Here is a 17946-nt window from a genome sequence, read left to right as displayed (position 1 = left end):
GGGGGTGTTGAACTTTTCCTGAAAATCCACGGTTCCGGCAAAGGGCTGCTCGGCATAGGTGGAGGAGCCGTTCATCGTCTCCTTCAGGTAATCCGACAGGCCGCCGGGAAAGTGGAACGTCGCCTCGGTCGGTGTTTCGCCGTCGTCGATGTGGGATTTCCAGCGGATTTCGACGCCTGAGAACAGGTAGGCCTTAGAACGGATGGATTTGAACAGCCGTGCCGGTTTGAAGCGGTGATGGCCAAAGATTTCCTCATCCGCGTGGAAAGTCACCATGGTGCCCCGCCGGTTTGGGGCAGCGCCCACCTTTTCGACAGGACCCAGAGGGATACCGCGTGAGAACCGTTGTTCGAATAGTTGCTTGTCGCGAGCCACCTGGACGACCATAGAATCTGACAGGGCGTTGACAACGGACGCACCCACGCCGTGCAGACCACCTGAGGTCTGATACGCTTTGCCTGAGAATTTGCCCCCTGCGTGTAGGGTACAAAGGATCACCTCAAGCGCCGATTTGTCCGGAAACTTTGGATGCGGATCGATTGGAATACCGCGCCCGTTGTCGCGCACGGTCAGGGCATAGTCTGCGTGCAGTTCCACCTCGATCCGGTTGGCATGGCCGGCGACCGCTTCGTCCATCGAGTTATCGAGGATCTCGGCGACCATGTGATGCAGCGCACGCTCATCCGTGCCGCCAATATACATACCGGGGCGTTTGCGGACCGGTTCCAGACCTTCAAGCACCTCGATTGAAGAGGCGTCATATGTAGCGGTGGCGCTGGGCGTCAACAGGTCGTCGGGCATGGGTGCTGCTCTTGTTTTTAGGTTTCCCCCATTATGGCAGGTGATGTGTGTCGGGGGAAGGGGGACGCGAGGTGTTGTGGAAAAACTATCCTGACAGCTCGGGTTGCATATTGCCCCGGGTTGCGCTCATCTGACCGCCGGAGAGGGAGGGACAGGAAAAATGAGCTGGATCAGGACTGTACCGTTCGAAGAGGCGACGGGTAAACTGAAGAAACTGTACGAACGGGTGACCGGCCCTGACAACAATGTGGACAACATCATGATGGCGCACTCGCTGCGACCGCATTCGATGGAAGGTCACATGGCGCTTTACAAGAACGTTCTTCATCATTCAGGTAACAAGGTTCCCAAGTGGTTTCTGGAAACGCTTGGGGTCTGGGTCAGTTCGCTGAATAGCTGCGCTTACTGCGTAGAACATCATTTTCAGGGGTTGCAGCGCTTGTTGGGCGATGAAGCCAGGGGCAATGCAATCCGTGCGGCGATTGAGGCGCGGAACCCGGACGCTGCTCCGCTGGATGGGGCGCAGATCGCAGCGATGAAGTATGCCCGGAAGCTGACGGAAACTCCTGCCGGAATTGTCGAGGAGGACATTGTAGCACTTCGGAATGCAGGTTGGGATGATGGTGAGATTCTGGAGATTAACCAGGTCTGCGCCTATTTTTCCTATGCAAACCGAACGGTTCTGGGTCTGGGATGTTCGACCGAAGGAGACGTACTGGGCTTGTCACCAAACAATTCAGAGAATCCAAATGACTGGGGGCATAGCTGAACTTCGGCAATCAGCGTGCATTAAGCCAATCCAGTATGGTTTTCGCGACAATCTCGGGTTTTTGGTGGAGAAGCCAATGATCCGCATTCGGAACTGAAACACGCGTCAGATCGGCTGCAAATTCTTCGAGCCCTTCAGTCGACTCTGGCAGCAGGGCCTTGTCGTCTTCACCCCAGATCAGCAGATGAGGGCAGGTGACCTTGAGCCGATCAACCGGTAGTTCGGGCAAATCCGTGAGCGGGTTTCCCGGCTCTGCCACCAGAAGGGGTGAGGCGCGATACCAGTTCAGCATCGCCTTCAGACGTCCGGGACGTGCCCATTCAACCCGATACTCCTCCATTCGTTCGTCGGATAGCCAATCAAGGCCCATCCCATAACGAAAGAACCGTTCCAGTTTGGCGAAGTTGTCGGCCGACAAATGCTCAGCGGCATCGGGTGCCCTGAGCTGGTTGATGTACTGCGATGCGCTGGACTGTGCGCCTCCTGCTGCCATAGCGCGCTGGAACGGCACAGGATGGACTCCATTCGCAATGATCAGGTGACTGACCAGATCTGGCCGGAACATCGCCAGCCCGTAAGCGACAGACGCCCCCCAATCGTGTCCCATCACAATGATCGGAGCATCGATAGTCTCGATCAGAGCGACCATGTCTGACACAAGCCGTGAAAGGGCATAGTTTTCGACACCTTCGGGTGCCCAGCTTTGCCCATAGCCGCGCTGATCCGGTGCTATGCAGTGAAAATGCGAATCTAGATATGGGGCAAGATCACCCCAGGCACCGCCAAATTCGGGAAAACCGTGGAGCATGAGCAGGGCAGGGTTGCCCGCCTGTCCCCAGCTTCTGATGTAAAAAGACTGATCGTTCAGTTTTATCGCGCTGGATTTCATCCTGACGCCCTTTCAGGTGAGATATCAGAGGCATTGGTTACACTTAAAGTCATCTATTTGACCCCAATCAAAGCGCGATTGGATCGAAACTGCTAGCCCCTTACTCAGAACAATGAAACCGAGGAGACAAGTGAATGGAAGCAGTGGCCCAGACCAACCAAGAACCAACCCCGATCAAAGTTGTACCGAGCGCTCAAACCGATGTTGCCGTACCCAGCCCGGAGAAAATCCGTCAGGCGTTTGAGAGCGGCAAGTACCCTTATGGTAAGAAAATGGCGCGCTCGGTCTATGAAGAACAGAAGGCGCAGTTGCAGGCCGAACTTCTAAAAGTTCAGCTATGGGCGCAGGAGACAGGTCAGCGGTTCGTTCTGTTGTTTGAGGGGCGTGATGCTGCAGGTAAGGGTGGAACGATCAAACGTTTCATGGAGCATTTGAACCCACGTCAGGCGAGGGTTGTAGCGCTGAACAAGCCGACCTGGGAAGAAAAAGGTCAGTGGTACTATCAGCGGTATATTCAGGAACTGCCCACAGTTGGGGAAATGGTGTTCTATGACCGCTCCTGGTACAATCGCGCCGGTGTCGAGCGGGTGATGGGGTTCTGTTCGCCGAACGAGTATCTTGAGTTCATGCGTCAGACGCCCGAGTTGGAGCGGATGCTCGTTCGGTCAGGCATTCAGCTTTACAAATATTGGTTCTCGGTCACGCAAACCGAGCAACAGCGACGTTTTAAAAGTCGCGAGACCGATCCGCTGAAACAGTGGAAGCTTTCACCGATCGACAAAGCCAGCCTGAACAAATGGGACGATTACACCGAGGCGAAAGAGGCGATGTTCTTTTATACGGACACGGCCGATGCGCCCTGGACCATCGTGAAATCGAATGACAAGAAACGCGCGCGCCTGAATTGTATGCGCCACTTCCTTTCTACATTGGACTACCCTGATAAGGATCACAGGATTGTAGGAGAACCGGACCCATTGATTGTCGGGCAAGCGCACCATGTGATTCAGCGTTCCGAGCACATTCTGGGCACAACGCTTCATCCTGAAACACAGGGCAACTGAGCCGTCAGATATCCGTCTGCAACATCTCCTGAAACCCTTCGAGGGACTGATAGGTGTTCGTCAATGCGGTGATCGGTTTCGTAATGTCACCCTCTGGCAGGTCTCGCCAAAGGGTGACTGATTTGCACCGCAACAAATCACCATGTGGATGATCCTTTTCAAACGGGGCCGGAACGCGTTTAAGTTCCGGCTCAGACCGTTCAAATCCTTGATTGGCAAGGTCGGTTAGCACAATTGCCAGCGTGTCGCCGGTTGTGCCGCCGACTGCATCTCTCCAAACTGTGAGACCAGATTTATCAAACCCCATCGCACCGCCGCCGATTCGTGTGTAGCTGGGTGAAATCCCGAAAAAGAAACCGACTTGCAGTGACGATTTAACTGGGAGCCACCAAGCCATGTGCAGATGCGTGTGGTACGGCGTCTTATCCTTGGAAAACCGCACATCTCTTTGTGGGCGGAACAATTTTGTGCCGGTGCATCCGCTGATCTGTTGTGAGAACGCATCCAGCAAACCCAGCGCAGGACCTTTCAGATCAGCTTCATAGCGGGATTTGTGATCGACAAACCAATCCCGGTTATTGTTTGCGGACAGTTCACTGAGAAAGACGCGGGTGTCTGAAATGAGGTTGGCAAACGGTTCGGACATGGATGGCTCCTGCAACTCGTTCCAGACTATCATCGGTGTCTCATTTTGAAATTTCTTTAATCCGCTCTTGCCCCAAAACCGGGCCGGGCATAAGGCTGGCGGGATGAGCAAAGTGATGACATATCCCGACCACTTCAAGGCTATCGCGATCCTCGGCTTGCCGCTGATAGGCGGGCACCTGGCGCAGTTTGCTATCGGCCTAACCGATACGGTCATGCTCGGCTGGTACGGGGTCGAGGCGCTGGCTTCAGTCACTCTGGCAAGCAGCTACTACTTTGTTCTGTTCCTCTTTGGCGCCGGCTTCGGCTGGGCAGTGATGCCGATGGTGGCCACTGCGGCTGCGGAAGAGGATGAGACCAGCATCCGTCGCTCGACCCGCATGGGTCTGTGGCTATCTCTGATTTATGCGACGCTCATGATGCCGATGTTGTGGTGGTCGTACCCAATCTTGATTGCCCTGAAGCAGGAGCCGCAGGTCGCGGAAACAGCTTCACAGTACTTACGCGTTGCTGGTTGGGGCTTGTTTCCAGCGCTGATTGTGATGGTGTTGAAATCCTATCTGGCTGCGCTGGAGCGGACGCAGATCGTTCTGTGGATTACCGTGGTTGCCGCGGTAGTGAACGGCATCACGAACTATGCGCTGATTTTCGGCAACTGGGGCGCGCCTGAGATGGGTGTGATCGGTGCAGCGATTGCCTCAGTCGTGACGCAGCTCGTATCACTGATCGCGGTTGTGATTTATGCCGTTCGCGTTCTGCCCGAGCACAGCCTTTTCCAACGTTTCTGGCGCCCGGATTGGGAAATGTTCTGGAGCGTGCTTAAGCTGGGCGTTCCGATCGGTCTGACCACTCTTGCCGAGGTGACCTTGTTTGCGACTTCCGCGGTCATGATGGGCTGGCTGGGTCAGGTACCACTTGCGGCGCATGGTATCGCACTCAATCTGGCCTCTGCCACATTCATGGTTCATCTGGGGCTATCAAACGTGGCTACCATCCGTGCGGGTAACGCATTGGGCCGCCGCGACCGGGCGCATCTTGAGAAAGGTGCAATTGCGGTGACAGGCATGTCCCTTGTGATGTCAGCGATCACAATCCTTTTGTTCCTCACCTGTGCCGAGCAGTTAATTTCGCTGTTCATGGAGGCGGATGATCCGCAAAGGCCTCAGATACTGGCAATCGGCACCGGGCTGTTGGCGATGGCGGCTTTGTTCCAGCTTGTCGATGGGGCGCAGGTCATCGCGCTGGGTCTGCTGCGCGGTTTGCAGGACGCAAAGATTCCCATGGTCATCGCGGCGCTCAGCTACTGGGTGGTTGGTATCCCGGCCTCGTACTATTTTGGCTTTGTGCAGGGTATGGATGGGATTGGCGTTTGGCTGGGCCTCGTGCTGGGCCTTGCCTGTGCCGCTGTACTTTTGATGGCGCGTTTCTGGCTGCGCTCTGTTCGGGAAGTGGGCGTGCCAGCTGAATAATGAAGACCGGCTTATTCCTTGCTAAGCCGGTCTGCCTTTTTCCGTACTAAAACCGATCGCAGATCGTGCATTGCCATCAATAGACGGTCGGTAACGTCTTCCAATTGTTCTTCGGTCGCCTTTGACTGTGCCCATTGGGTGGTCAGGTTCAGGTAATCCACCGCCCTGTGGATATCATCGATTTCCCGCTGCTCCAGCAGGGCTTTGCGGTTTTCCATCCATCTTGCGATCTCGGCTTTGTCCGCCTCGGACAGTGTACGCTGTCCGTGCGGTTTGACTTCGCCATTGCGGATGTTGATGACTGCGATCTGATCCATCTCGATGCGGCGCTGGCGGTTTTCGGTGTCGATACGAAAAACCACTGCGCCGTTTTCGCGTACTCGAAAATAGTATTCAGGCAGCTCTGTCGACATGGGTTCGCCTCCAATCAGGTCAGTGCAGCACAGAAACGTTGGATGCGCGTACAGGCTTCTTTGAGTGCTTCGTCCGAGGTCGCGTAGCTAACCCGGAAATTCGGCGACAGGCCGAAAGCTGCGCCGAAGACAACGGCGACATCTGCCTCCTCCAGCAGGGCTGTAGCAAACACTTCGTCATTCTCGATAACTGTACCTGCGGGTGTCGTCTTGCCAATCAGCCGGGCAATAGACGGATAAACATAGAATGCACCTTCAGGAGTAGGGCAGGATATGCCGTCAATTTCATTCAGCATACTCACGACCAGATCGCGGCGCCGTTTAAACATTTCGTTGTTCGGCGCCAGAAATTCCTGAGTGCCATTCAGCGCTTCAACCGCTGCCCACTGGCTGACCGAACAGGGGTTCGACGTGGACTGCGACTGTATCTTGCGCATGGCCGCGATGATCTCCACTGGACCTGCCGCGTAACCGATCCGCCAACCGGTCATGGCATAGGCTTTCGAGACGCCGTTGCAGGTGAGTGTGCGGTCATACAAAGCCGGTTCAATTTCGGCAGGGGTGCAGAACTCGAACCCGTCATAGGCGAGGTGTTCATACATGTCGTCGGACATGATCCAGACATGAGGGTGGCGCATCAGAACGTCGGTCAGTTCCTTCAATTCCTCCCGGCTGTAGCCCGCACCGGTCGGATTCGACGGTGAGTTGAAGATAAACCACTTTGTTTTGGGCGTGATCGCTGCTTCAAGCTGATCAGCGGTCAGTTTGAAATTGGTCTGCAAAGAGGTCTCGGCGATCACGGGCGTGCCACCTGCAAGCAGAACCATGTCCGGATAGCTGACCCAGTAGGGCGCAGGGATGACTACCTCATCCCCTTCATTCATTGTCGCCATCAACGCATTATAGAGTGTCTGCTTGCCTCCGGTACCGACCGAAATCTGTGCGGGAGTGTAATCCAGGCCGTGGTCGCGCTTCATCTTGGCGCAAGCAGCCTGCTTCAGCTCAGGAATTCCGTCTGGTGCGGTGTATTTGGTTTTCCCCGCCGCGATCGCCGCGACCGCCGCATCCTTAATGTTCTGAGGCGTATCAAAATCCGGCTCACCTGCGCTCAGGCCAATGACGTCGCGGCCAGCTGCCTTTAACTCAGCTGCTTTTGCTGTCATTGCGATGGTGGGCGAGGGTTTGACGCGCGACAGTGTCGCAGACAGGAAACTCATGGGCGGCCTCGGTTTGTATGTTCAACCCGTCTGTCATAGGGTGCGCCCGAATGACGATCAAGCGATATGAAAAAGAGAATTGGAGACCCCGATGAGTGACGAAAACGACTGGTTCGGACCGGACGCGGCAACCTTCGGGGATCGACTGGCAGGCGCACGCGAGGCGGCGGGTATGACACAAGCCGATCTGGCGCGTCGTATCGGGGTTAAAAAGACCACGATTGCAGCGTGGGAAAACGATCTGTCCGAGCCACGAGCAAACCGGCTGTCGATGATGGCGGGTATGGTGAATGTCTCGATCATGTGGCTTTTGACTGGCGAGGGCGAGGGAATGGATGCCCCCGGTGAACCCGATCAGGGAAATCTGGAATTGTCCGGTATCGTTGCTGAACTGCGCGCCATTCGCGGGGAAATGCGGGCCAGCGCAGAACGCGCTGCTCGACTGGAGAAGAAGGTTCGTCTGATGTTGGAGCAAGGTCAGTGACCGAGCCTCGCGATGTAAGAATAAAGCGCATGAAGATGCGGTCGATGCGGCGCGGGATCAAGGAAATGGATTTGATCCTGTCCGCCTATGCTGACCGCAATCTGCCCTCAATGGATCAGGCGGGTCTGGATAACTATGACGCATTGCTGCATGAGAACGATCAGGATCTGTACCAGTGGGTTACGGGCCAAGTTGAGCCGCCAGAAGCATTTTCTGTGTTGATCGCAGATATCGCCCAGACCTTTCAAAAATAAAGAAAAACTAGCTTAACCGATTTTTCGGAAATTGGCGCCATCCTACCCCGAACAGCGCGAGTGAATCGGAGGATCGGATGAGTATGGAAGTGCAGGTCTCCGCGCCGGGGGCCAAAGTGTTCATGACCAGCTATCTTGAAGCGTTGGCGCTGGTCGAGCGCCTGCATCGATTGCTGCTGGACGTCATCAAGGATGAATTCGAGCGCGTTGGTGTGTTGGAAATCAATGCAGTGCAGGCACTCTTGTTATTCAATATCGGGGACCACGAGGTTACTGCCGGCGAACTGAAAAGCCGTGGCTACTATCAGGGCAGCAACGTGAGCTACAATCTGAAGAAGCTGGTCGAAATGGGCTACATGCACCATCAGCGGTGTGAAATTGACCGCCGCTCGGTCCGGGTCCGGCTCACGCCGCGTGGACGAGAGATCCGGGATATCGTTTCAGAGTTGTTTGCCCGACATGCAGAGGGCCTGCAAAGTCGCGGTGTCATTGGCGTCGAAGGCATCGAGGATATCACGAGTTCGCTTCGCCGTGTCGAACGCTATTGGACGGATCAGATCCGCTACATCTATTAGTCAAGGCGAATTGGGCGGTGTTGCCATGGATAAGGTCAGCCCTTCCAATTCACGGATCAATTTGCGGGCCATAGCGTCTTCGTAAGCTTCAAAGCCTAACGCGACCTCGACGAAAGCGTCCGGCCCAAGAATGACCCAGGCGTTATAGTATGCGGACAGCTCTCCGATCTGAACATAGCGTTTGTCGCCACTGCTGGGGTCGTCGGCACCGATGACCAAGCCGTTGATGGTGATGCCCGAGCTGCTCAGCATGCCTTTGACTTCGCGTGGATGCGGGCCGAGATTGTGTTTGCCGTCTCCGGACAAATCCAGGGTTCGTTTCCAGCAGGCTGACTGATTGTTCAGTTGCTGAGCCCCAAAAAGCATCGCCGATCCAACCGCGGTGCCCTGCGGGGCCGAGGATCGGTCGGTGTTTGCCAGACGTTGACTTATCCTCTGTAAGTCTGAGGCTGCGCGAATTTCCGTCCAATCCACCAATACCCTTTGATGCACTGTTTCACTCCATTCGTAGATGAACAGACGAACAGGCGCGGCAGGATTAGACAATATGAGCTGCTCAACCTCGGATTGGCGGAGCGCTGCGGCCAGCCCGTCAAGCTGCAACCGGTATTCCCTGCTATCAACCGAGCCCGAAACGTCTACTCCCAGTGCCAACGCTTGCCTGCACTGGGCTGTCAGCGGGCTCGCAAGCAAGCATAGAAGGATGGGCAGTAAACGGATCACTCGAGAACGCCCGTTTGCAGCGCTCCGATCTCGAGCCGTGGGCGAAGTTCGCGTTCGAGCTTGCGCCGCATTGCTCTTTCGAAATCCTCAAACCCTGAGGCGATCTCCAAAAATGCACCTGGGCCGTGCAGAACGTTGTTTTCGTAAAACGGGATCAGATACAGCTCACCTTCAAAATCGGCTGCATTGATGACAAGCCCGTTGACGATGATGTTCTCAAACGGAAAGTGCTTGTAGGCTATCCGGGGACCGTAACCATCATTGTTCGAGCCGTCACCAGATACATCGATGGTTTGGAACAGGCAGTTTGGTGCCTCTTCCATCAGCGATGCACCAAACGCCATTGCGTATCCCATCGCAGTAGCGGAACCGCTATCTGAACGCACTGAATTTGCGATTTGTGTCGAAGCGGCGAGCAGGTCGGGGGGCTGCTCAATGAGTTTCCAGCTCAGGATTACTCTTTGAGTCGTTCGGCCGCTCCATTCATACACCGCAAGCGCAACTGGCATTGGAGAAGAGAAGAAGGCTTCCTGAACCTCGGGTGCGAGTAGCGCAGCCGCCAGCCCCTGACGTTGCAGAGTATCTTCGGTCGCATCGACAGAGGTCGAGATGTCCATCGCAAGCGCCAAAGCGAGGCGGCACTGGGCCGCCCAGACAGGGCTGCCCAGACAGGCCAGCCCCAGTGATATCAGCCAGCGGATTACCAGTGACCAGTGCTTTCCATGCTTGCCCAGGGTTCGGCAGGTTCAAGCGCCTCACCATTCTGCAGCAGTTCGACCGAGATATTGTCAGGTGAGCGGACAAAAGCCATGCGCCCATCACGCGGTGGTCGGTTGATCACGATACCGTTGTCCTGAAGGTGCTGACAGACCTCGTAGATGTTATCGACGCCGTAGGCCAGATGCCCGAAATGTCGGCTGTCACTGGGCAGCGCATCGTCGCCATCCCAGTTGTAGGTCAGTTCAATCGGCGCGTCCTCTTGCCCGGGAGGTGCGAGAAAAACCAGTGTAAACCGAGCGGCCTCACTTTCATAACGGCGCGTTTCTTTCAGCCCCAGCAACTCATAAAACGCTATGGATTTCTCCAGATCCTTCACGCGGACCATTGTGTGAAGATAGGTCAGGCCCATCGCGGCTTTCCTTTCGTTATTCGTGTTTGAGCGCAGATTAGCGCGCTGACTTGGCGTGTCGAGGGGGACACGAAGAATTGCTTATCCACATATTTGTGTGAAAATGAACCCAAACCCCTTGATATCGCGGTTCCGGTGGTGGTGAGGCCGAGATATAGTGGTGGGCGACTCATTACAGGAGAGGATGTTTTCATGCCGCTGTCTTCCGACCAACTGGCCGAGATCGAGGCGCAACGCGCGCAATCGCAATCAACACGCCGCGTGGTGGCCTCGGGCATGGAAGAGCACCTGTATACGGCGCACCAGGTTCTGGATCACGGTTTCGTTCGTGTAATCGACTACATGGGAGATGATGCCGCTATCTGCCAGGCCGCGCGTGTTTCCTACGGTAAGGGCACCAAGTCGGTTCAGAACGACGAAGGGCTGATCCGTTACCTCATGCGCCATTGGCATTCGACGCCGTTTGAAATGTGCGAGGTCAAGCTGCACGTCAAACTTCCGGTATTTGTTGCGCGCCAGTGGATCCGGCACCGTACTGCCAATGTGAACGAATACTCCGCGCGGTATTCGATCCTTGACCGTGAATTCTATATCCCGGCACCCGAACACGTCGCCGCACAGTCTGAGGTGAACAATCAGGGCAGGGGATCAGCCCTTGAGGGTGAAGAAGCCGCGCGCGTTCTGGAAATCCTCAAAGCTGACAGCACTCGTTGCTACGACAACTATGAGGCCATGATCAGCCAGGACGGCCAGCAGGGCCTTGCCCGTGAACTGGCACGTATGAACCTGCCCGCCAATGTATATACGCAGTGGTATTGGAAGGTTGATCTGCACAACCTGTTTCACTTCTTGCGTTTGCGGGCTGATCCGCACGCGCAGTACGAAATCCGGATTTATGCTGAGACCATGTGCCGGATCGTGGCTGACTGGGTACCATTTGCTTACAAAGCGTTTGAAGATTATCGCCTTGGCGCGGTCAATCTGTCGGCGCAAATGGTCGAGGCGCTGCGTCGTATGCTGAAAGGTGAAGCTGTCACGCAGGAAAACTCGGGTATGACGGCACGCGAATGGCGTGAGTTCGAAGCCGTCATCCGCGAAGGCTAATTAGGTAAAACGCATATCGATTGTCTATACATTTGTCATGGAACTGTTACATTGGTTCCATGACCTGTTCTGTTTTCAGCCGAGCATTTTGCCTGAGCATGCTTCTTGTAGCGCCTGTTCATGCAAAATCCCCCATCGCCGAAGTGATTTGCGAGCCGACGGGCCGAATGCACGAAAAGCTCTCCCGTCAGTTTGGGTCACAGCAAACGGCATCCGGTATCCGCGGGCCTGAACAGATTATGGAAGTCTGGACCAGCGAACGAGGCGACTGGACGCTGGTTATGACCTACGCCACTGGAACATCCTGCATCGTTGCAATGGGCGAAAACTGGAACACTCATGCCAAAACGGATCCGGCACGAGGGTAGCGCAGTTGCCTGATGTGTGGTTAACGGCCGATAATTGGCCGTTAACCTTCTTTGATTTACCCACCGAAGCGGGATCGCATTAAAGCGGCTTCAAATCTGCCGCCATCTGGCGGCCGTCACGTCCGTCCTGCAACTCGTACGAGACTTTCTGATTGTCAGCGAGTCCGGTCAGACCGGATCGTTCTACGGCCGAGATATGAACAAACACATCTTTGCCCCCTTCATCAGGAGCAATAAAACCATAGCCTTTGGTCGTATTAAACCACTTCACGGTGCCGGTTGGCATTTCCCGTGTCTCCTTCTACTTTCAAGTCGCCCCAAAATAATTGCCGGGGCAGAGGCTGACGTAATCGCAACGCATGACGGTTTCGCTAACGCGATACAGTCAGAATTGCGTGTTTCGCCTTTTTCAACATTGCACGGTGAAGTAAAAAATCAAGAATAACTGGGGTAAGCTCATAGTTTTGCCCGATTTTATTGCACAAGCGAGAGAAATGAGAATATGGACCTTTACGGGCTCAAGAACTGCGATACATGCCGTAAGGCATTGAAATCACTTCAGGATGTGGAGTTGATCGACGTCAGGACGCAGGGAGTTCCTGATTCTGTGCTGTCGCAAGCTTATGAGCGCTTCGGCGAAGCTTTGCTCAACACACGCTCGACAACCTGGCGTGGTTTGGCCGAAGAAGAGCGCTCTCGCCCCGTGCTTGAACTTTTGAAAGATCACCCGGCTCTGATGAAACGCCCATTGATCGACCGGGACGGAGAGTTGTTTCTTGGCTGGACCCCTGAGACACGCGCAGGACTTGGTGTCGCGTAGCAGAGTGCTTATCTGGTTGGTCTTAGCAGCGGAGACATTGAATGCGTAATGCGACCATGATTTTGGGCGTCATCGCCGGCCTAGTCGGCATGATCGTTGGCTTTTTTGGGTATGGTTATGTCGAAGCCATTAAGCACTTTGGTGAGATTGAAGGCGTGGCCGAGCAGGTCAAGGATCCCGAACTGATTCAGGCGGCATCAATAATCGCCCCGCTGCTTGCTATCGCCGGGGGCGCAATGGCGCACGCACGGGCATTGATCGCGGGCATTTTGTTATTGGTGTCAGCTGCAGGGATGTACTACGCGTTTGGATTTGGTGTGTTTACCATGTTCCCAATCGCATTTGCCGGCGTGGCCGGGGTCCTTGGGATCGCCGCAGGAAAACCTGACGAACCCAAGGCACATTTCTAGATCATTTGAGGCGTAGAAGCCGGTCCAGTGAGATTGGACCTGCGCCATTGATCGCGATCACAAGGAACAGGAAGGTCCACATGACACGCTGATCCATCAGAGTGATTGCGTTGTCGAACAGGCTACCCAGCTTGATGCCATGTCCATTGACATCGACCAGCGTCTGAACCCAGACAAAGCCAATCATGCCTACAGCTGCCAGTCGTGTCAGCAAACCGACCAGAAGCAGCGCAGGCAAAACAAACTCGGCCACTGTGCCGAGGAAAATGACAACACGCTGATACAAGGTCATCTGAGACACGTCGTACAGAACCGCCTCTGCTGCTTTTGGAAAGATCTGACCAAATGCGCCAGCCGAAGGCGAAAAGATCGAGCCGTCGATCTTAAGAGTGGCGGAATTCCAGTAGTAGACCAACAAGACCGCGACAAACACCAGCCGCGCCAGTGTCGGCGTCAGCCAGTTGGAAGCATGATCCAACTTTCCGAGTGCGCTGTTGTGAAAAGAGATCAGGGCAGTCATGTGTCCAGCCTTTCGATAGTCACAGAAGTTATTGCGGCACCCTGCAACAGCAGGGCTAGAGTGGTTCCGAGGTCAAAGTCGGGGATCTCGGCTGTGGTGATTTCAAAAGCTTCGCCAATGGTTTGTCCTGACTGAATTCCGGAAATCCAATCTGCGCCACCCGGGGGCAAAAGCTGTGGTGTTGGGTCGTATTCCGGACGAGTGACCAACACGTCCTGCGCGTCAGGCTCGGGCTTAGGGGCATCCGGATCGTTGTTGAAGTGCCAGATTGCATGCACTGGCCAAGCCGATTTCAGCACACGCATCGATGGGGCAAATCCCAATTTCGCCTGCATCAGATCTTCAGGTGATACTGCAAGTGCGTCGGCGTCAATCGGTTGACTATCCGCGGCGTGATAGGATTCACGTATGGTCAACTCAAGCCGTGCAACGTCGGGCAGGTATCCCAGATGTGAGAGTTGCTCCATCCCGGATAGAAACTCCGGAAACTCCTCACCATAGAACATCATCAGTGGCGATGATGGTGGGTGTTGACGCAGGAACAGGCCTGCCAGTCCGTCCATGTTCTGCGGCCCCAGCAGTTTGGTGATGACCGGAAAGGCCTGATGCATCGCTTCGGTCAGGGAAACGGCCACGTTGTTGCGATAAACGCTGAATCGACGACCCGCAGGTTGTGCTGACGCGTCCAGCAGACCGTCAGGAACGGGTTTCGCGGCATCCAGAAGGGCCGCTCGAAACTCCGTCTGCGAAACGCTCATGCCGGCACCCGATCCAGTGCTGCCTGTGCTCGAACGGCTTCGTCGCGCAGCACGGGCCAGTCAGGCACATCAGTATCCCATTCGATCAAAACAGGCTTTGGGCCAGACCGGTCCAACACATAATCCAGCAACGCCCAGACAGGATCGACCACTTCGCGACCGTGACTATCAATCAGCAACGGATGCCCATGATCATCTTCGTCTTCATCGTGCCCGCCGAGATGAATCTCACCGACTTTTTCAAGCGGATACTCGTTGATGTATTCCTGCGGTGAGTAGTCCAGATTGGTGGCAGAAACAAAAACGTTGTTGACGTCCAGCAACAAACCGCACCCGGTGCGCTGCGAGATCTCTCGCAGGAAATCGGGCTCGGACCAGGTACTTTCTTCGAATGCCAGATAGCTGGAGGGATTCTCCAGCAGCATCTGCCGCCCGATGGTGTTTTGAACCTGATCGATGTGTTCGCAAATACGGGCAAGCGTCTTATCCGTATAGGGCAGGGGCAGCAGGTCGTTCAGAAAATGCGCGTCATGTGTGGACCATGCCAGATGCTCGGAAAAACTGGCTGGGTTGAGCCATTCCACAAGATGTTTCAGGCGGGTGAGGTGATCGGAGTCCAGAGAACCTTCGCCGCCGATCGACAAACCTACACCGTGAACTGAGATCGGGAACTGTTCTGACAGGTGGCGCAACTGGGCCAGCGGACGCCCGCCATCACCCATGTAGTTTTCGGCATGAATTTCCAGCCATGCAACCGGTTTGGCATGTTCAAGAATCTGCGTGAAGTGCTGCGGTTTATAGCCAACACCCGGCGCTGCGGGCAGACGATTTGACCTGAGTGCATCATCCAACATTTGCGAGTTTCCCGATTGCAACAAAGAGGGCGGGCGATATCTGATTGCCCGCCCTCTCGTTCATATCCTGGCTCTTATGCCGGCAGGTCGCGTTCCAGCGGCTCCAATGAGCCCTTGCGCGGTGTGCCATTTGCTTCGGCAGGCAGTTCAATATCTGCGCAGGTGCCTGCATCAACCAGAGTCCATGCATTACCCTGATAATCTACCGTCGAGGTGCCGGCGCATGTGGTGCCGGGGCCAGCGGCGCAGTCGTTCTGACCGGCTTTTGACACGCCATAGCATTTTTCTTTGGCTTGTGCGCTTGCGGTTGTAGCTGCGCCCGATACGGCTGCTGCAACGGCAGTTGCGATAACCAGGGTTTTTGCGGTGTTCGACATCTCGGTAATCCTTTTAATGACTGCGTATGTCTGCTTGTGACAATGACAAAGGTAGTAGCTTAATCGGGGCAGGTGAATTCACGAGCCCGTGTCTCACAACCCCGTCAAAGAGCGTAATGCCCTCTTGAAGCTTAACAAATTGTTTTTGAATTGAAAAATGTAATTTGTTTCAATCCGGCCCCGTATTTGGGGCCGGATTTCGGGCGATTTGTCGCCGAATGTTACAGAAGGTCCGGCGGAGTTGCTGCCGTGCTCAACTCATTTGTTACAGCTTCAAGTGACTGAACCTGTGTCTGTTTTTCGCCGAGACGACGCACACTTACGGTGCGTTCTTCGACTTCGCGATGGCCGACTGCCAGAATGACCGGCACCTTTCCGACCGAATGCTCGCGGACTTTGTAGTTGATCTTCTCGTTGCGGATGTCCGCCTCGGCGCGGACGCCTGCAGCTTTGAGAGTTTCAACCACTTCCCTCACATAGTCATCGGCGTCTGACGTGATCGAGGCGACCACAACCTGACGCGGTGCAAGCCAGAAGGGCAACTTGCCAGCATGTTCTTCGATCAGGATACCGATGAAACGTTCGAACGACCCGAGCGTCGCGCGGTGCAGCATGAACGGACGGTGCTTGGCACCATCTGCGCCGATAAAGCTGGCGTCCAGACGCTCGGGCAGGTTGGGGTCAACCTGCAGGGTGCCGCACTGCCAGTCTCGGCCGATTGCGTCGGTCAGGGTAAACTCCAGCTTCGGACCATAGAACGCGCCTTCACCTTCGAGAGTCTCGAAGTCATACCCAGCAGCTTTGCAGGCATCTCCCAGAGCTTTTTCGACCAGATCCCAGCTTTCGTCCGACCCGATGCGTTTCTCTGGACGGGTGGAAAGCTTGATGGTCCAATTGTGGAAACCCAAATCTGCGTAGACCTTGGACAAAAAGGCGATGAACTTCGCGGTCTCGGATTCGATCTGTTCCTCTGCACAGAAGATATGGCCATCGTCCTGAGTAAAGCCGCGTACCCGCATGATCCCGTGCAGTGCACCGGAGGGTTCATAGCGGTTACAAGAACCGAATTCCGCCATGCGCAGGGGCAGGTCGCGATAAGACTTCAGGCCCTGATTGAACACCTGCACGTGGCAGGGGCAGTTCATCGGCTTCAGCGCGTTGATCGCTTTCTCGCGAGCATGCTCCTCGTCCACTTCGACGATGAACATGTTCTCTTGATACTTGTCCCAGTGACCCGAGGCTTCCCACAATTTGCGGTCGACGACCTGAGGGGTGTTCACCTCGACATAGCCGTCACGTTCCTGCATCCGGCGCATATAGTCCTGCAGGGTGGTGTAGATTTTCCACCCATTCGGATGCCAGAAAATCTGACCGGGGGCCTCTTCCTGCATGTGGAACAGGTCCATCTCGCGGCCCAGCTTGCGGTGGTCGCGCTTGGCGGCCTCTTCCAGCATATGAAGGTGGGCTTTCAGCTTTTCCTTGCCGGTAAAGGCCACGCCGTAGATACGTTGCAGCATGGGGCGCGAGCTGTCGCCACGCCAATAGGCGCCAGCAATGCTCATCAGCTTGAAGGCGTCGCCCGGCAGTTGGCCGGTGTGTTGCAAGTGCGGGCCGCGGCACAAATCCTGCCAGTGGCCGTGCCAGTACATCCGCAGCGGCTCATCACCCGGAATTGCTTCGATCAGCTCGACTTTGTAGGGCTCATTATTGGCCTTATAGAACTCGATCGCGCGCTGGCGGTCCCAGATCTCGGTTGTAACCGGATCACGCTTGTTGATGATCTCTTTCATCTTTTTTTCGATGAGGCCGAGATCTTCGGGCGTAAACGGCTCTTCCCGATCAAAGTCGTAGTACCAGCCATTTTCAATAACGGGGCCGATGGTGACCTTGGTTGCGGGCCAGATTTCCTGCACCGCGCGCGCCATAACATGAGCTAGATCGTGACGGATCAGCTCGTTAGCTTGTTCCTCATCCTTCATGGTGTGGATGGCGATCTGCGCGTCAGAATCGATGGGCCACTGCAGGTCCCAGTGCTGGCCGTTCACCGTGGCTGAAATCGCCTTTTTGGCCAATGAAGTCGAGATATCGGCAGCGACCTGCGCGGGCGTAACGCCTGCGTCATAGGATCGGGAATTGCCATCGGGAAAAGTAAGGGAGACTGACTGTGAGTCCAAGGCCATATCGGCTCTCCTCGTCGGTTTGGCGCCCACTGAACGCCCGGTTGCGGGTTATGTGTGTTTGGCTCATGTGGCAGGTGCAGCAAAACCTGTCAAGTGTCGAACGCTATCTGAACTGACGCCGCG

The 17946-nt window shown here is 55.3% G+C and carries 24 protein-coding genes; 10 read left to right on the top strand and 14 right to left on the bottom strand.

All coding sequences use genetic code 11. The features are described 5' to 3' along the window. Positions 1-801, bottom strand: an 801-nt coding sequence (locus tag E1297_RS48175) for an ATP-binding protein (protein WP_244328149.1), incomplete at its 3' end; no start/stop codon positions are given. Between the two features lie 160 nt (positions 802-961). Between E1297_RS48175 and E1297_RS48170 the strand changes: the two genes are divergently transcribed. Next, complete coding sequence (locus E1297_RS48170; RefSeq protein WP_155151618.1) at positions 962-1570, top strand: carboxymuconolactone decarboxylase family protein; 609 nt, start codon at positions 962-964, stop codon at positions 1568-1570. Between the two features lie 10 nt (positions 1571-1580). Here E1297_RS48170 and E1297_RS48165 read toward each other — a convergent pair whose 3' ends face one another. Beyond that, positions 1581-2459 (bottom strand): alpha/beta fold hydrolase, encoded by an 879-nt coding sequence (locus tag E1297_RS48165; protein ID WP_155151615.1) that lies wholly within the window; start codon positions 2457-2459, stop codon positions 1581-1583. A 134-nt stretch (positions 2460-2593) separates the two neighbouring features. Between E1297_RS48165 and ppk2 the strand changes: the two genes are divergently transcribed. Further along, entirely contained in the window at positions 2594-3523 is a 930-nt protein-coding gene (ppk2, locus tag E1297_RS48160; RefSeq protein ID WP_155151613.1) for a polyphosphate kinase 2, read from the top strand. 4 nt (positions 3524-3527) lie between these two features. Here the strand turns inward: ppk2 and E1297_RS48155 are convergent, their stop codons facing one another. After that, positions 3528-4169, bottom strand: coding sequence for a TIGR02453 family protein (locus E1297_RS48155; RefSeq protein ID WP_155151609.1), 642 nt, complete (start codon positions 4167-4169; stop codon positions 3528-3530). A 115-nt stretch (positions 4170-4284) separates the two neighbouring features. Here E1297_RS48155 and E1297_RS48150 point away from each other — a divergent pair, with 115 nt between their 5' ends. After that, the gene (locus E1297_RS48150; RefSeq protein ID WP_209016444.1) at positions 4285-5637 is read left to right on the top strand and encodes an MATE family efflux transporter; all 1353 of its coding nucleotides are present in this window, start codon (positions 4285-4287) and stop codon (positions 5635-5637) included. 11 nt (positions 5638-5648) lie between these two features. Here the strand turns inward: E1297_RS48150 and E1297_RS48145 are convergent, their stop codons facing one another. Together E1297_RS48145 and E1297_RS48140 are read right to left on the bottom strand one after the other, a co-directional pair. Then, positions 5649-6050 carry a hypothetical protein gene (locus tag E1297_RS48145; RefSeq protein WP_155151604.1) on the bottom strand — a complete coding sequence of 134 codons (402 nt, stop codon included), beginning with the start codon at positions 6048-6050 and terminating at the stop codon, positions 5649-5651. Between the two features lie 14 nt (positions 6051-6064). After that, positions 6065-7267, bottom strand: a complete 1203-nt coding sequence (locus E1297_RS48140) for a pyridoxal phosphate-dependent aminotransferase (RefSeq protein ID WP_155151601.1) — start codon at positions 7265-7267, stop codon at positions 6065-6067. A gap of 91 nt (positions 7268-7358) precedes the next feature. Between E1297_RS48140 and E1297_RS48135 the strand changes: the two genes are divergently transcribed. The 3 genes from E1297_RS48135 to E1297_RS48125 all read left to right on the top strand — a co-directional run bounded on the left by E1297_RS48135 (position 7359) and on the right by E1297_RS48125 (position 8580). After that, positions 7359-7751, top strand: coding sequence for a helix-turn-helix transcriptional regulator (locus E1297_RS48135; RefSeq protein WP_155151597.1), 393 nt, complete (start codon positions 7359-7361; stop codon positions 7749-7751). After that, positions 7748-8005, top strand: a complete 258-nt coding sequence (locus E1297_RS48130; RefSeq protein WP_367646972.1) for a succinate dehydrogenase assembly factor 2 — start codon at positions 7748-7750, stop codon at positions 8003-8005. The genes E1297_RS48135 and E1297_RS48130 overlap by 4 nt, the downstream gene beginning before the upstream one ends. A 77-nt stretch (positions 8006-8082) precedes the next feature. After that, on the top strand, positions 8083-8580 hold the full coding sequence (locus E1297_RS48125; RefSeq protein ID WP_209016443.1) for a MarR family winged helix-turn-helix transcriptional regulator: 498 nt from the start codon (positions 8083-8085) through the stop codon (positions 8578-8580). Here the strand turns inward: E1297_RS48125 and E1297_RS48120 are convergent, their stop codons facing one another. Genes E1297_RS48120 through E1297_RS48110 form a run of 3 tightly spaced genes read right to left on the bottom strand, consistent with a single transcriptional unit; the run spans position 8581 to position 10426 of the window. Next, complete coding sequence (locus tag E1297_RS48120; protein ID WP_368669876.1) at positions 8581-9303, bottom strand: DUF1194 domain-containing protein; 723 nt, start codon at positions 9301-9303, stop codon at positions 8581-8583. It lies immediately after the preceding gene. After that, complete coding sequence (locus tag E1297_RS48115; RefSeq protein ID WP_256372833.1) at positions 9300-9971, bottom strand: DUF1194 domain-containing protein; 672 nt, start codon at positions 9969-9971, stop codon at positions 9300-9302. The genes E1297_RS48120 and E1297_RS48115 overlap by 4 nt, the downstream gene beginning before the upstream one ends. Before the next feature lie 32 nt (positions 9972-10003). Continuing rightward, positions 10004-10426, bottom strand: a complete 423-nt coding sequence (locus tag E1297_RS48110) for a VOC family protein (RefSeq protein ID WP_209016458.1) — start codon at positions 10424-10426, stop codon at positions 10004-10006. Positions 10427-10624: 198 nt separating this feature from the next. On the opposite strand from E1297_RS48110, the gene thyX reads away from it, so the two are divergent. Both thyX and E1297_RS48100 read left to right on the top strand, forming a co-directional pair. Next, the gene (gene thyX, locus E1297_RS48105) at positions 10625-11536 is read left to right on the top strand and encodes an FAD-dependent thymidylate synthase (protein ID WP_155151590.1); all 912 of its coding nucleotides are present in this window, start codon (positions 10625-10627) and stop codon (positions 11534-11536) included. 167 nt (positions 11537-11703) lie between these two features. After that, on the top strand, positions 11704-11904 hold the full coding sequence (locus tag E1297_RS48100) for a hypothetical protein (RefSeq protein ID WP_209016440.1): 201 nt from the start codon (positions 11704-11706) through the stop codon (positions 11902-11904). A 79-nt stretch (positions 11905-11983) separates the two neighbouring features. Here the strand turns inward: E1297_RS48100 and E1297_RS48095 are convergent, their stop codons facing one another. Continuing rightward, a complete protein-coding gene (locus E1297_RS48095; protein ID WP_008758035.1) occupies positions 11984-12190 on the bottom strand; it encodes a cold-shock protein in 207 nt (68 codons plus the stop codon). Between the two features lie 216 nt (positions 12191-12406). Between E1297_RS48095 and E1297_RS48090 the strand changes: the two genes are divergently transcribed. Then, positions 12407-12724 (top strand): ArsC/Spx/MgsR family protein, encoded by a 318-nt coding sequence (locus E1297_RS48090; protein WP_155151587.1) that lies wholly within the window; start codon positions 12407-12409, stop codon positions 12722-12724. Positions 12725-12765: 41 nt separating this feature from the next. Continuing rightward, positions 12766-13134, top strand: a complete 369-nt coding sequence (locus tag E1297_RS48085) for a hypothetical protein (RefSeq protein WP_155151584.1) — start codon at positions 12766-12768, stop codon at positions 13132-13134. A 1-nt stretch (position 13135) separates the two neighbouring features. Here E1297_RS48085 and E1297_RS48080 read toward each other — a convergent pair whose 3' ends face one another. The 5 genes from E1297_RS48080 to thrS all read right to left on the bottom strand — a co-directional run bounded on the left by E1297_RS48080 (position 13136) and on the right by thrS (position 17823). Further along, positions 13136-13654, bottom strand: a complete 519-nt coding sequence (locus tag E1297_RS48080) for a DoxX family membrane protein (RefSeq protein WP_155151581.1) — start codon at positions 13652-13654, stop codon at positions 13136-13138. Next, the gene (locus tag E1297_RS48075) at positions 13651-14412 is read right to left on the bottom strand and encodes a DNA-binding domain-containing protein (RefSeq protein WP_155151578.1); all 762 of its coding nucleotides are present in this window, start codon (positions 14410-14412) and stop codon (positions 13651-13653) included. Before E1297_RS48075 ends, E1297_RS48080 begins: the two co-directional genes overlap by 4 nt. Further along, the gene (locus E1297_RS48070; protein WP_155151575.1) at positions 14409-15266 is read right to left on the bottom strand and encodes a DUF692 family multinuclear iron-containing protein; all 858 of its coding nucleotides are present in this window, start codon (positions 15264-15266) and stop codon (positions 14409-14411) included. The genes E1297_RS48075 and E1297_RS48070 overlap by 4 nt, the downstream gene beginning before the upstream one ends. Before the next feature lie 74 nt (positions 15267-15340). Continuing rightward, a complete protein-coding gene (locus E1297_RS48065; RefSeq protein WP_155151572.1) occupies positions 15341-15643 on the bottom strand; it encodes a DUF2282 domain-containing protein in 303 nt (100 codons plus the stop codon). Positions 15644-15864: 221 nt separating this feature from the next. Beyond that, on the bottom strand, positions 15865-17823 hold the full coding sequence (gene thrS, locus E1297_RS48060; RefSeq protein WP_155151569.1) for a threonine--tRNA ligase: 1959 nt from the start codon (positions 17821-17823) through the stop codon (positions 15865-15867). Between the last annotated feature and the right edge of the window lie 123 nt (positions 17824-17946).

It is taken from the genome of Roseibium sp. RKSG952 (assembly GCF_009711355.1).
The sequence above is the reverse complement of the archived record's forward strand: the minus strand, read 5'-3'. Positions and strand labels throughout refer to the sequence as shown.